Origin of the sequence: Mangrovibacterium marinum (genome assembly GCF_003046625.1) — a bacterium.
Taxonomy (GTDB): Bacteria; Bacteroidota; Bacteroidia; order Bacteroidales; family Prolixibacteraceae; genus Mangrovibacterium; species Mangrovibacterium marinum.
In genome coordinates, this window is the sequence record NZ_QAAD01000022.1 from 1 (window position 1) to 13,121 (window position 13,121).

Annotated in this window: 10 protein-coding genes; 4 read left to right on the forward strand and 6 right to left on the reverse strand. The window is 45.9% G+C overall.

The window, feature by feature from the left end:
- Positions 1–388: 388 nt before the first annotated feature.
- The 5 genes from C8N47_RS15795 to rpsA form a co-directional block, all read right to left on the reverse strand.
- Positions 389–1,639, reverse strand: a complete 1,251-nt coding sequence (locus tag C8N47_RS15795; protein ID WP_107823542.1) for a C1 family peptidase — start codon at positions 1,637–1,639, stop codon at positions 389–391.
- A gap of 110 nt (positions 1,640–1,749) precedes the next feature.
- The gene (locus tag C8N47_RS15800; protein WP_107823543.1) at positions 1,750–3,078 is read right to left on the reverse strand and encodes an alpha-L-fucosidase; all 1,329 of its coding nucleotides are present in this window, start codon (positions 3,076–3,078) and stop codon (positions 1,750–1,752) included.
- Positions 3,079–3,153: 75 nt separating this feature from the next.
- Complete coding sequence (locus C8N47_RS15805) at positions 3,154–4,077, reverse strand: ribonuclease Z (protein WP_107823544.1); 924 nt, start codon at positions 4,075–4,077, stop codon at positions 3,154–3,156.
- A 12-nt stretch (positions 4,078–4,089) separates the two neighbouring features.
- Positions 4,090–4,443: an STAS domain-containing protein gene (locus C8N47_RS15810; protein WP_107823545.1), complete on the reverse strand. Its 354-nt coding sequence runs from the start codon at positions 4,441–4,443 to the stop codon at positions 4,090–4,092.
- Between the two features lie 45 nt (positions 4,444–4,488).
- Positions 4,489–6,327 (reverse strand): 30S ribosomal protein S1, encoded by a 1,839-nt coding sequence (gene rpsA / locus C8N47_RS15815; RefSeq protein ID WP_107823546.1) that lies wholly within the window; start codon positions 6,325–6,327, stop codon positions 4,489–4,491.
- Positions 6,328–6,569: 242 nt separating this feature from the next.
- Here rpsA and rfbA point away from each other — a divergent pair, with 242 nt between their 5' ends.
- From rfbA to C8N47_RS15835, 4 genes are all read left to right on the forward strand, one after another.
- Entirely contained in the window at positions 6,570–7,451 is an 882-nt protein-coding gene (gene rfbA / locus C8N47_RS15820) for a glucose-1-phosphate thymidylyltransferase RfbA (RefSeq protein WP_211316175.1), read from the forward strand.
- Between the two features lie 17 nt (positions 7,452–7,468).
- Positions 7,469–8,017, forward strand: coding sequence for a dTDP-4-dehydrorhamnose 3,5-epimerase (gene rfbC, locus C8N47_RS15825; protein WP_107823548.1), 549 nt, complete (start codon positions 7,469–7,471; stop codon positions 8,015–8,017).
- 117 nt (positions 8,018–8,134) lie between these two features.
- Positions 8,135–9,010, forward strand: coding sequence for a dTDP-4-dehydrorhamnose reductase (gene rfbD / locus C8N47_RS15830; protein ID WP_107823549.1), 876 nt, complete (start codon positions 8,135–8,137; stop codon positions 9,008–9,010).
- A 70-nt stretch (positions 9,011–9,080) separates the two neighbouring features.
- A complete protein-coding gene (locus C8N47_RS15835) occupies positions 9,081–10,826 on the forward strand; it encodes a phospho-sugar mutase (protein WP_107823550.1) in 1,746 nt (581 codons plus the stop codon).
- A gap of 68 nt (positions 10,827–10,894) precedes the next feature.
- On the opposite strand, the gene C8N47_RS15840 is transcribed toward C8N47_RS15835, so the two are convergent.
- Entirely contained in the window at positions 10,895–12,925 is a 2,031-nt protein-coding gene (locus C8N47_RS15840) for a M13 family metallopeptidase (protein ID WP_107823584.1), read from the reverse strand.
- Positions 12,926–13,121 lie beyond the last annotated feature (196 nt).

Genomic DNA, 13,121 nt, shown 5'->3' on the forward strand with positions numbered 1-13,121 from the left:
ATCCTGACGGCTGCTTACTTTGTTCTCTGGGAAAAAACACCTTACTTATTAAGTAGCCAGAACAAGGCAATTGAAGAACAACGAAGATTAAAAAGAATACAACGGTTAGAAAGACAATTAGCAGATTTAAAAAGCGTCTATCGAAATTAAAAGGTCGTGGGTTTTTTGGTGATTAAATCCCGTAGAAAAAACTGACATCAGACGCTAAGAACCAACAGTTGTTGCCATTGTGAGCACGTAGAAAAAATTATAATTCTTTTATAACCGAACTATATTTTGGTGAGTGACTTTCAGAAAAAAGTCATCCCGAACTCGTTCCGGAATCTGCGACCTGAAAGGAACAGATCCCGGAATAAATTCGGGATGACGGTATCGAACGGGTAATAGCCTATTTGAATTTCTTCAGAATATCTTTTACAGCGTCTTTATGGATGGTGAAGCCCATCATTTTCAACTTCACATAGTCGTGGCTAAAGAAATAGTAGCCAAACTCGGGGGCTTCAGGATCGTTATTGCGCGAGCCCGAGCTGGAGTCCTTAATCAGGTACCAGTCTTTGCCGTCGTTGTTATAGTTCTCCAGGTAGCCAACCAGGTGCATGCCGTGGTCGTCGGTTGTGGTTTCGTTATCGAAACGGAATGCCCGCGCATCTTCGTTAATGTAGGCTGCGGGAATGTCGAAATCGGGGATCATGGCACATTGCGTATCGCGCAGGAAGCCGGCTTCCGACACATCGCCGCCAATGCTCATGGTATAACCCTCGCGGATAGCCTTACGGATGATATCCATATAAACATCCAGCGGAACATTGTAATAGTCGGCATTGTGCCACCAGTTGTCGGGCACGGTGTATTCAACCTGTTGCCAATAGGGCTTCTGCTTGTACGAAAGAATTTCAACAAAATCGTTCGGATCCAGTTTCAGGTAATCGGTCATGTAGCTCATGGGCGTATATTCGTTGCCGTCCACCGTAAACGAAGTCGGAGGAACACCCATATAATGGTTCATAATCGAAGCAATGGTTTCGAGCGCCTGATCGGTATTCCAGGCATTCGATGTCTTCAGTGAATTTAAGTAGCCGCTCATTTCTGCCATCATCTGGCTGTGGTCGTGGTATTTTCGGCCGTCGATCAGACCGGTGTATTCGCTTGCGGGCACAAGTCCGCAGGCCAGGGCCACGCGGGCTACCGCATTTCCCTCCGAGCCTTCGTCGAACAGCGAATTGCCGCGTTGGTCGATAAAGCGTTTTGCTTTGGCCAGGTATTCGTTGTAGGCGATGTACATTTCCGACAGTTTCACCTTCTTCCCCGTTGTGCGGAAAATTTCCGATTCGTAGAAGGAGAGGGTTGAAAAGTCCCAGCAGGTACCGGTGTTTCCCTGCGAGAGAACCGGGTTGGCCCATTGCCGCGTATAAAGATTGACTTTGTTCGGCAACTCATAGGTCGATTGGTCCATGGTTAAGCGAGATGCCGGAGCCTCGGCTTGCAACGAGTCGGTTACATGACTGATGTCCTTCAGAATGGTTTCGTAATAAAAACCTTTTCCCTTGGGGTAGCTTTCAATTTTGGCTTCGTCCTTATTTTGAGCAAACAGGTTAACTGTCAGCAAAAGGGCGATAAGGCCTGCCAATGTTTGTCTCATAATTTCAATTTATTGTTATAATATAGAATGCTTTTTGTCCGGCGCACTTGCACATAGCCCCAACGAATGAAATTCAGCATCGCGGACTGTTTGTGTGCCGGTTGGCCGCATCAATTACTTTCGATAACCTGTCCTTGCTCGCGGTACAGATCTACTTTTCCTTTCAGTAAAACAGCAATTACGGTTACTTCCGGATCGAGCACCGTTTCGGGCACATCGATATAAACAATTCCGGGAACAGCACTCCAGTATTGTTTACCAACCACTTGCCAGTTTAGCTTGGTACCTTCGCCAACAACCCAGATGCGGTTAATCTCATTTTTCAACCCTTTAATCATTAGCGGGCCGTTGGGTTTATAGGGAAGGTACAGATACAGAATGCTGCTGTCCTTGCTCAAGGCAGTAGGGCCGTAGAAGTGCTCATGAGGGATGCCGGCGCGTGTTCCGCAGATGGCCTCTTCGTGTTTGTTGGTCCAGCGTCCCAATTCTTTCAAAATGTTGACTTGCTGATCCGGGATCGATCCGTCGGCTTTGGGGCCAATGTCGAGCAAGAGGTTGCCGCCCATGCTGATGCAGTCGACCAGGATGCGGATGATTTGGTTGGGCGTTTTGTAGGCATGGTCGTTGTGCTGGTATCCCCACGAGTTGTTCATGGTCATACACAGTTCCCACCAGCGCGAGTTGGGGCGGGTAACCGGCAATCCTTGCTCGGGTGTTTCGTAATCGCCATAGCCCTGGATGCGCGAATTGAGGATGATGCCCTTATTCCATTTGTGCAGGCTTTCGCTCAGTTCGCGGGCATGCCATGCTTCGGCCGACTGCTCCCAGTCGCCGTCGAACCAATACAGGTCGGGTTTAAATGTTTTGGACAGCTCTTCGAGTTGGCAAAAGTTAAATTTCACAAAGCGATTCCAGCGCTCCGGATCGTCGGTGTAGCGCTTTTCAGTTCGGGTTTTGTTCGGGTAGTCGGGGTTCGACCAGTCGAGCAAGGAATAATAGAGGCCTACTTTTATTTTTTCGCGTTGCAATTCTTTCACAAACGGGGCAATGACGTCTTTGCCGGCGGGCGATTTTTGGGGAATGCTCAGGTCTGAACAGTGGGTATCCCAAAGTGCCACACCATCGTGATGCTTGGTGGTGATGACCGCATAGCGTGCTCCGGCACCTTTAATTAGATTAACCCATTGTTGGGGATCGTAATTTTTAGCCGTGAACCCGTTAAGTTGGTTCATGTAATCGTCGTAGGAGATGTAATTGTTGAAAAACGACCAGCTTTCGTCGATACCGTTTACCGAGTAAATTCCCCAGTGGATGAAAATTCCCAGTTTCGCATCTTCGAACCATTGCATACGATCAATTTTTTGCTGCTCAGTCTCTTGTGCATTTAGTCGGATGCCAACGCACAGCATCAGAATCAGATAGAAATATTTAAAATTCATAGATAAAATGATTTAGGATGCCCAAAGATAAAATTTATCCATCAGTCAGCCTATTTCTGTTGTTGCTTTGCGTGCTTATTCGACTAGGTAGCTGGCATTATCCTTCACGGCCTCGGTGGCGGGAAAGATATCCCTGGCCTGTCGCAGGATTTCGGCGGGAGTTTTGTAACGGGCCGAAAAATGACCGATCAAGAGTTTTTTCGCTTCGGCAGCCTTGGCAATTTGAGCCGCCTGCACGCCGGTTGAATGGAAGGTGGCAGCAGCCAAGGCCGTATCTTGCTGCGCAAAAGTTGCTTCGTGGTACAGCAGATCAACTCCACGAATGGTATCTATCATGGCCTCGTTGTAGGCCGTGTCCGAGCAGTAGGCATAAGAGCGGGGCTTCGGAGCCGGAATGGTTAGCTCGGCATTGGGAATAACTTGCCCGTTTTCAGTAATGAACTCGGCTCCTGCCTTTATGTTTTTGATTTCGCGGATGGGAATATTATACTGTGCTATTTTTTCTTTGATGATGTTGGCTTCGCGCGGAAGTTCTTCAAAGAGAAAACCACAGCAGGCAATGCGGTGCTTTAACGGGAACGAGCTCACCCGTAGTTTCTTGTTTTCGACAATAACCTGTGGCCTTTTAAAGTTCAGCGGGTGAAAAATAAGGGGAAAAGCTGTTTGGTCGAGCTGCAAAAAATCGAGTTGAAACTTGATGTAGCGTTGCAGTTCCGAATGGGCATAGATATGTAGTGCGCTACGTCGTCCCTGTAAAATGAAGGTCGAAATCAATCCGATCAATCCAAAAAAATGATCACCGTGAAGGTGGGAGATACAGATATGATCAATTTTACTGTAATTAATCCGGTTACGGCGTAATTGCTGCTGAGTGCCTTCGCCGCAATCAATTAAAAAAAACCGCCCAAGTACATTGAGCACTTGAGCGGTTGGGTATCTTTCGGAAGTAGGCGTTGCCGAACTACTTCCCAGAATTGTTAATTTGAATGGAACCTGCATGAAAGAGAAACCTTAAAGTTTTTCTTTTTTAGCCAGCAACTCTTCAGCTTCTTCTACTGTTTTTGTAATCAGCAGAACGGTATGAAGCATTGACAGGCGAATCAGATGTTCCACATCAGGTTGCAATCCGCAGAGGATAAATGTACCAATTGCATCTTCGCATAAGCGGTTGGCAACTAAAATGGAACTTAATCCCGATGAGTCGATGTAGGAACAAGCGCTGACATCGAGGATTATATTTTTCACATTTTCGTTACCCAATACCACCAATTCCGATTTCAAATCAGGAGCATTGTTGGTATCCAGCTTAGAGCTCAGTACTTTAATGACTGACAGATTGTCCTTGTTTATTACTTGAAATTCCATGAATGGAAATTTACGAAATTCTGTAGAACAATGTGTAAGTAATTCTTACTTTTCTTTGTTTTCTTCAGCTTCCATTTGAGATTTCAAGGCAGCCAACTCGCTGATGTCACCCAAAGTTGTTTTCTCCAGGTTATCTTTTACAGTTTTCACTGCTTTTTTAGTTTGCTTAGCTGCAGCTTTCTTCTCTGCTGTATCAGTCGATTTTTTCTCATCTTCGAATACACGAGAGTGAGACAAAATGATGCGTTTTGCAGATTTCGAGAACTCGATTACTTTGAAGTCCAGTTTTTCTTCCAAAGCAGCTTGAGAACCGTCTTCTTTTACCAGGTGGCGAGGAGTTGCGAATCCTTCAACACCGTAAGGAAGAGCGATTGTAGCACCTTTGTCGAACAACTCAACAACAGTACCTTCATGGATAGAATCTACGGAGAAGATTGTTTCGAATACATCCCATGGGTTTTCTTCCAATTGTTTGTGGCCTAAGCTCAAACGACGGTTTTCTTTGTCGATGTCCAGAACAACAACTTCGATATCAGCACCGATTGAAGTGAATTCAGAAGGGTGTTTGATTTTCTTGGTCCAGCTCAGGTCAGAGATGTGGATTAAGCCGTCAACACCTTCTTCGATTTCAACAAATACACCGAAGTTGGTGAAGTTGCGAACTGTTGCCGTGTGTTGAGATCCTACGCCGAAACGAGTGTCGATATCTTGCCAAGGGTCTTGACGCAGTTGTTTGATACCCAATGACATTTTGCGCTCGTCGCGGTCCAGAGTCAGGATTTGAGCTTCGATTTCGTCGCCTACTTTCAGGAAGTCTTGTGCTGAACGCAAGTGTTGTGACCAGCTCATTTCTGAAACGTGGATCAAACCTTCTACGCCCGGAGCGATTTCAACGAATGCACCGTAGTCAGCCATAACAACAACTTTACCTTTCACCGTGTCGCCAACTTTCAATTCAGCGTCTAGGTTATCCCATGGGTGAGGAGTCAATTGTTTCAGACCAAGAGCGATCCGTTTTTTGTCATCGTCGAAGTCCAGGATTACAACGTTCAGTTTCTGATCCAATTCAACGATTTCGTTCGGGTGCGAGATACGACCCCAGCTCAAGTCAGTGATGTGGATCAAGCCGTCAACGCCACCCAAGTCGATGAATACACCGTAAGAAGTGATGTTTTTAACGGTTCCTTCCAGAACTTGACCTTTTTCCAGTTTCGAGATGATCTCTTTTTTCTGTTGTTCAAGTTCTGCTTCGATCAATGCTTTATGTGATACAACTACGTTACGGAATTCCTGGTTGATTTTAACCACTTTGAATTCCATTGTTTTACCAACGTACATATCGTAGTCGCGGATTGGTTTCACGTCAATTTGTGAACCTGGCAAGAATGCTTCGATGCCGAATACGTCAACGATCATACCACCTTTTGTGCGGCATTTGATGTAACCTTTAATGATTTCGTCGTTGTCCAAAGCAGCGTTAACACGATCCCAAGAGCGCATTGCACGAGCTTTTTTGTGCGATAAAATCATCTGGCCTTTTTTGTCTTCCAGGCTTTCAATGTAAACTTCTACTGAGTCGCCTACTTTCAGATCCGGATTGTAACGGAATTCGTTTAACGAAACGATACCGTCTGATTTGTAACCGATGTCAACAACAACTTCGCGTTTGTTCATCGAGATTACAGTACCTTCCAACACTTCTTTTTCCTGAACAGTGTTCAGTGTGTTGTCGTACATTTTTTCAAATTCGTTTTCACCACGTTGACCGGCAAAACCTTCGTCTTCCGACTCCAGTGCAGCCCAATCAAAGTCTTCGTTGCTAGCAGCTGTAGCTACCTGCGCAACTTCTTCCTTGATCTCAAGGTTCTCTTTGTTTTCTACCATTTTAAATTTCAATTAATTAATAAGTTAGACATTATATTTTGCTAACGCGCGGCAAAAGTATGATTATTCCGACTGACTGCAAAGTGTTGGCAGCTTTTTTTTACCAATTTTACGGAAAAGCGGCCGAATGTTTTCTTTTATGCCGATTTTTGCGGGAAATACAGCCGTGTCACCCGAAAAGAGTTTAGTTTTGTGTAAGGTCTTCGCTGAAGGCAGTTACCGTACCTAAATTTATATATTGCATGAAAGGAATTATTCTGGCCGGAGGATCCGGAACCCGCTTATACCCGATAACACAAACCATTTCGAAACAACTTATTCCGGTTTACGACAAACCCATGATTTATTATCCGCTGTCGGTGCTCATGCTGGCTGGCATTCGCGAGATCCTGATTATTTCGACTCCGGAAGATTTGCCCAACTTCGAACGTCTGTTGGGCGACGGATCACAACTAGGGCTCGACTTACATTACAAAGTACAAGCTTCGCCCGACGGGCTGGCCCAAGCCTTTATAATAGGTGAGGAGTTTATTGGCAACGACCATGTGGCCATGATTTTGGGTGACAACATCTTTTATGGATATAATTTTAGTGCCTTGCTCGCCCAGGCTGCCTCGGTTGACGATGGTGCCGTTGTGTTTGGCTACTACGTGAACGACCCTGAACGCTATGGGGTTGTTGAGTTTGATGCTGATGGTAAAGTGCTGGGAATTGAGGAAAAGCCGGAACATCCCAAGTCGAATTACGCCGTTACCGGTTTGTACTTTTATTCGAATGATGTGGTGCAAAAAGCCAAATCGTTAAAGCCATCGAAGCGGGGCGAGCTGGAAATAACCGATCTGAACCGGCTGTACCTGGATGAAAACCGATTGCGTGTAAAACTGTTGGGGCGTGGTTTTGCCTGGTTGGATACCGGCACGCACGAAAGCCTGCTGCAGGCATCCAATTTTATTGCCACCATTGAGCAACGACAAGGCTTGAAAGTGTCGTGCGTTGAAGAGATTGCCTTCAAAAAGGGCTATATCACTGCCGATCAACTGCGCCAACTCGCCGAGCCACTTAAAAAGAATAAGTACGGGCAATATTTAATTCGGTTGGCCAATAACGAAGTTTCTTCATTTTAAATACCGATATTTAGACTATGCAGGTTGAAACAAGCCCCTTGGAGGGATTAGTGATTTTAACTCCTCGCGTTTTTGAAGATGAGCGAGGCTATTTTTTTGAAAGCTTTCATGCCCTGAAATACAAACAAGCAGGGATTGAAGCAGATTTTGTGCAGGATAACGAATCGCGTTCGTCGCAGGGGGTAATCCGTGGTTTGCACTATCAAACCGGCACGTCGGCACAGGCCAAGCTGGTGCGCGTTACCGAGGGGGTCGTTTGGGATGTTGCCGTTGATTTGCGGCCGCAATCGACTACATTCGGGCAGTGGTACGGGGTAGAGCTCAGTGCAGCCAACAAGAAGCAACTGTTTATTCCGCGTGGCTTTGCTCATGGTTTTGCGGTGTTAAGCCCTAAAGCAACATTGACTTACAAATGCGATAACTTTTATAATCCGCAGGCCGAGGGCGGTATCCGCTATGATGATCCGGACCTGAAGATTGACTGGCCAATAGACTGCCGCGAAGCGCTTTTGTCTGAAAAAGATATGAAAAATGGTTCGTTTCGCGAGCTTCAGCCAAATTGGTAGTGCATCTTTGTTAAATATCTGTTGGATTTTTATTTCTTTGAAAGATCACTGATAAATTACAGCTATTTTTGAAGTTCGGGGTAGGACGAAATCCCATCATCACATAAAACTGTTTGAATGAAAGTATTAATTACCGGTGCAAACGGACAATTGGGCTCTGAAATAAAAGCCAGATCGGAACAATTTCCCGGTATCGATTTTTTGTTGACCGACGTCGATGAACTGGATCTGACCGATTTTGAAGCCGTTCGTGCTTTTATTGAGGAACACAAACCTTCTTTTATTATTAATTGTGCTGCGTATACTGCTGTTGATGTGGCTGAAACAGATGTTGAACTAGCCAGCTTGATCAACACCAAAGTGCCGGCATTTTTAGGAAAGCTGGCCACAGCCATCGATGCCAAGGTTGTTCATGTTTCCACCGACTATGTGTTCGACGGCACAGCCTGTACGCCCTACGAGGAGGCCGACCTGGTTGATCCGGATTCGGTTTACGGAAAAACAAAGCTGAATGGCGAAATTGCCCTGGTGAAAGAGAACCCGAAGGCTATCATTATCCGTACATCCTGGTTGTATTCCAGCTATGGCAAAAATTTCGCTAAAACGATGATTAAGCTGGGCATTGAGCGGGATGAACTGAAGGTTGTAGTCGACCAGGTGGGCACACCCACTTATGCCGGCGATTTGGCCGATGCCATACTGATGATTATTGATAAGGCACTGGCAGATGCGGCCAGCTGGAAGGGCGGCATCTATCATTTTTCAAACGAAGGGGTTTGCAGTTGGTACGATTTTGCAAAAGCAATTCACGAGATTTACGGCATCGACTGTAATGTGCGCCCAATCAGCACCGACGAGTACCCAACACCGGCCAAACGACCGGCATACAGCGTACTATGTAAGAAAAAAATAAAGCGCAACTACGGAATTACAATTCCATATTGGCGCGATAGTCTGAAAGACTGCATTGCGCAGTTGAAAGCGCAACACTGAGCAATGTCACTGACGTGTGCCCTTAGATTATGAACAACATGAATACCAAACAAATCAAATAGAGTAGAGTATGACAACGAACAATGAAGTTTTGAGCGAAGTAGTAGCCAGAGCAAAGAACTGGCTAAGCGAAGTTTACGATGCGGAGACGAGAAAAGAGGTTCAGCGTATGTTGGATCAGGAAGATAAAACTGAATTAATTGATTCATTTTATAAAGATCTGGAATTTGGAACCGGAGGCCTTCGCGGGATCATGGGGGCCGGATCGAACCGGATGAATATTTACACGGTAGGTGCAGCAACTCAGGGTTTGAGTAACTACCTGAAGAAGGAGTTTGCCAACCAGGAGATTAAGGTGGCCATAGGTTACGATTGCCGAAATAACAGTCGCTTGTTCGCCGAAAAAAGTGCTGATATTTTCTCGGCAAACGGCATCAAGGTGTATCTATTCGAAGATTTGCGCCCAACGCCGGAGTTGTCGTTTGCGATTCGCGAGTTAGGTTGCCAGAGTGGTATTATCCTTACGGCCTCGCACAACCCCAAAGAATACAATGGCTATAAAGCATACTGGACCGATGGCTCACAAATCGTAGGTCCGCACGATAAAAACATCATTGGCGAAGTGCAAAAAGTCAAAGCCGAGGACATCAACTTCAACAAAAACGAAGCACTGATTGAGATTTTGGGTGAAGAGATGGACAACAAATTTTTAGCACAAGTAAAGACCGTTTCGTTAGCTCCTGAGCTTGTGGCTAAATACAAAGACTTGAAAATCGTTTACACGCCGATTCACGGAACGGGCGTAAAACTGATTCCTGCTGCGTTGGAAGCTTTTGGCTTCGAAAACGTTATTCATGTGCCTGAGCAGGACGTGGTGAGTGGCGATTTCCCAACCGTGGTATCTCCAAATCCCGAAGAAACAGCAGCTATGGAAATGGCCATGAAAAAAGGTGCCGAAGTGGATGCCGATGTGGTTTTGGCTTCCGACCCGGATGCTGACCGTCTTGGGGTAGCTGTTAAAAACGACAAAGGTGAGTTTATCATTATTAATGGTAACCAAACTGCTTTGCTCTTCATTTATTACATCATTACACGAATGAAAGAGAGCAATGCCCTGAAAGGGAATGAATATGTGGTGAAAACAATCGTGTCGACGGAGAAGATTGCAGAAATAGCAGCCAAAAACGGAATTGAGTTCTTCGATGTTTATACCGGCTTTAAATACATCGCTGAAGTGATTCGCGAAAACGAAGGCGTGAAACGATTCATTGGTGGTGGCGAGGAAAGCTTCGGGTTTATGCCGGCTGACTTTGTGCGCGATAAAGATGCTGTTTCGGCTTGTGCGTTGATGGGCGAGATTGCAGCCTGGGCTAAAGACCAAGGCAAAAGCTTGTACGAATTGATTCAGGATATTTACCTGGAGTACGGCTTCTCGAAAGAGAAAATGAAATACATCGTTCGTCAGGGGAAAACAGGGGCTGACGAGATTAAACAGATGATGGTGAATTTCCGCACAAATCCTCCTAAAGCGTTGGGCGGAAGTAAAATGAAAATTGTGAAAGATTATGCCGATCTGAGCGAGAAAAACCTGTTGACAGGCGAAGTGAACAAACTTGACAAGAAGATTACCGCCGATGTGATGCAGTTCTTCACCGAAGACGGAACAAAGATTTCTGTTCGTCCGTCGGGAACCGAACCCAAAATCAAATTCTATTTTGAAGTGGCCGGCGAGTTGAAATCGCGCGCTGATTTCGACGCGGTTGATAAAGCTGCCGAAGCAAAAATTGAAGCGATTATGGCTGAGTTGGATTTATAATTCAGACAAATACACAAAAAAAGGCGAGCCTCATACGAAGCTCGCCTTTTCTGTTTAATTCGTTGTGATTACCAGATCACGACACGTTCATCTTCCGGTAAGTACATATAATCCCCCGCTTTAATATCGAAGGCTGCGTAAAACTCAGGCGTGTTGCGCAGTGGTCCCAGCACACGGTAACGGCCCAGCGAGTGCACATCAACTTTCGTTAAGCGAAGTTTCTCTTCGTCGCGAATATTTTGCGCCCAAATGTGTGCGTACGATAAAAAGAAACGTTGATCAGGTGTGAAGCCATCAATTTGGGGCTCGTCGCCTTTAAGCGCCATCTGCATGGCTGTATACGAGATATTTAAGCCACCCAGGTCGGCAATGTTTTCACCCAGGGTAAGTTTACCATCGGCTTTTACGGTGTCCAGAACCGTGAATTGGCTGAACTGATTGGCTAAACGTTTCGTTTTTTCGTTGAAACGTTCCGCATCGTCGGCTTGCCACCAGTCGTTCAGGTTGCCGATCTTATCGTACTGCCGGCCCTGATCGTCAAATCCGTGCGACATCTCGTGGCCGATGACAACTCCGATAGCGCCGTAATTAATGGCATCGTCAGCGTCCATATAAAAGAAAGGAGGCTGTAGAATTGCTGCCGGGAATACAATTTCGTTAGCCGACGGGTTGTAGTAGGCATTGACTGTTTGCGGCGTCATTCCCCATTCGGTTTTATCAACCGGTTTATTGACCTTGCTGAGCATATCAGCGAAGTAGAAGTTATTGGCATTTACCACGTTTTGGAAATAAGAATCCGGAGTAATTTCCAACGAACTGTAATCTTTCCATTTGTCGGGGTAGCCGATTTTAACCGTAATGGCGTTCAGCTTTTCAATTGCTTTTTCTTTGGTGGTGTCGCTCATCCAGCTTAGGTTACCGATGCGAACGGCCAAGGCTTTGCGCAGGTTTTCAACCAATTTCAACATCCGTTCTTTGGCTTCCGGCGGGAAGTATTCTTTCACGTATAACTGGCCTACCGCTTCACCCAAAGCACCGGCTGTTGCTTCCTGAACACGTTTCCAGCGCGGACGTTGAACCAGACTTCCACTTAAGGTTTTACCATAAAATTCGAAGCTCAGGTCACCCACAGCGTGAGGTAATTCGCTCGAGAAATTGGAAATGGTGTGATATTTCAGGTATTGTTTCCAGTCGGCAAGCGGTTTTGCTTCCACCATTTGGGCCATTGCCTTCATAAAATCGGGCTGGCAAACAATGAAGTCGCCCGGATTGCTCAGCTTTACACCATCGAAATAGGCTTTCCAGTTATATTCCGGAGCGGTGGCGATCAACTGATCCAGATTCATCTTATTGTACACCTTGTACGGATCGCGCTGGTCGAGCATGCTCATCGAAAATTCGGCAATTTCCTTTTCCATGGCATAGATGGTTTCAGCATCTTGCTGAGCACTTTCGGGCTCTTGACCCAAAATCTGCAGCAGCCCGGCAATGTAAGCGCGGTATTTTTGCTGAATATCTAACGAATGATCATCCTTATTTAAGTAATAATCGCGGTTAGGCATGCCCAGGCCACTTTGATAGAGGTAGGCCACTTTCATCGCCGAGTTTTTCTGATCGGCGTCGGCATAAATGCCGAACAAGGGGTTCAGACCATACGATTGCCAGGCTGCCAGCAATTGTTGTAAATCTGCTTTGGACTTCAGCTCGTCGATTTGGCTGAGGTAAGGTTGCAGTGGCGCCAGGTTCCGGGCTTCAATGGCTGTAGTGTCCATGCCGCTGGCATAGAAGTTTGCAATTTTCTGTTCAATGCTGCCCTGTTTAAAGTTGTTTGAGCTGATAGCCGCAAACAGTTCTTTTACCTGCTTTTCAGCTTCGTCGCCCAACACATCGAAGGCGCCGTAGCGGCTTTTCTCGTCGGGCAGGGGATGGCGTTTTTTCCATCCTCCGTTGGCGTATTGATCAAAATCGGCTCCCGGAGCAATGGTTGTGTCCATATCGGCGGGGTCGAGCCCTTTGCCGGCCATTGTTTGAGGACCGTGGCTACACGAAACGGCGGCCATAGCCATCAGGCCAAGTCCTAATGTTTTGAAATAATTCATCTGCTTATTCGAATTAATTGTTTGGATATTGGGTATGCGAAAGGGCCGATAAATTACAGTTTGCAGGCTGCTTTTTTTTATTTTCGCGAGCAAATGAGCTCGTGACGGCTTCAACTGTTGTAGCGGAAATTTTCCTGTTTCATTCATTTCGGAATCAATTTGAAGGCCGATAAAATTTTAACTTCCTATCTGTAGA

What these genes read in the sequence shown, in the direction of transcription:
- C8N47_RS15795 (WP_107823542.1), bottom strand. Translation starts at nt 1,639, where the DNA reads ATGAGACAAACATTGGCAGGCCTTATCGCCCTTTTGCTGACAGTTAAC.
- C8N47_RS15800 (WP_107823543.1), bottom strand. Translation starts at nt 3,078, where the DNA reads ATGAATTTTAAATATTTCTATCTGATTCTGATGCTGTGCGTTGGCATC.
- C8N47_RS15805 (WP_107823544.1), bottom strand. Translation starts at nt 4,077, where the DNA reads ATGCAGGTTCCATTCAAATTAACAATTCTGGGAAGTAGTTCGGCAACG.
- C8N47_RS15810 (WP_107823545.1), bottom strand. Translation starts at nt 4,443, where the DNA reads ATGGAATTTCAAGTAATAAACAAGGACAATCTGTCAGTCATTAAAGTA.
- rpsA (WP_107823546.1), bottom strand. Translation starts at nt 6,327, where the DNA reads ATGGTAGAAAACAAAGAGAACCTTGAGATCAAGGAAGAAGTTGCGCAG.
- rfbA (WP_211316175.1), top strand. Translation starts at nt 6,570, where the DNA reads ATGAAAGGAATTATTCTGGCCGGAGGATCCGGAACCCGCTTATACCCG.
- rfbC (WP_107823548.1), top strand. Translation starts at nt 7,469, where the DNA reads ATGCAGGTTGAAACAAGCCCCTTGGAGGGATTAGTGATTTTAACTCCT.
- rfbD (WP_107823549.1), top strand. Translation starts at nt 8,135, where the DNA reads ATGAAAGTATTAATTACCGGTGCAAACGGACAATTGGGCTCTGAAATA.
- C8N47_RS15835 (WP_107823550.1), top strand. Translation starts at nt 9,081, where the DNA reads ATGACAACGAACAATGAAGTTTTGAGCGAAGTAGTAGCCAGAGCAAAG.
- C8N47_RS15840 (WP_107823584.1), bottom strand. Translation starts at nt 12,925, where the DNA reads ATGAATTATTTCAAAACATTAGGACTTGGCCTGATGGCTATGGCCGCC.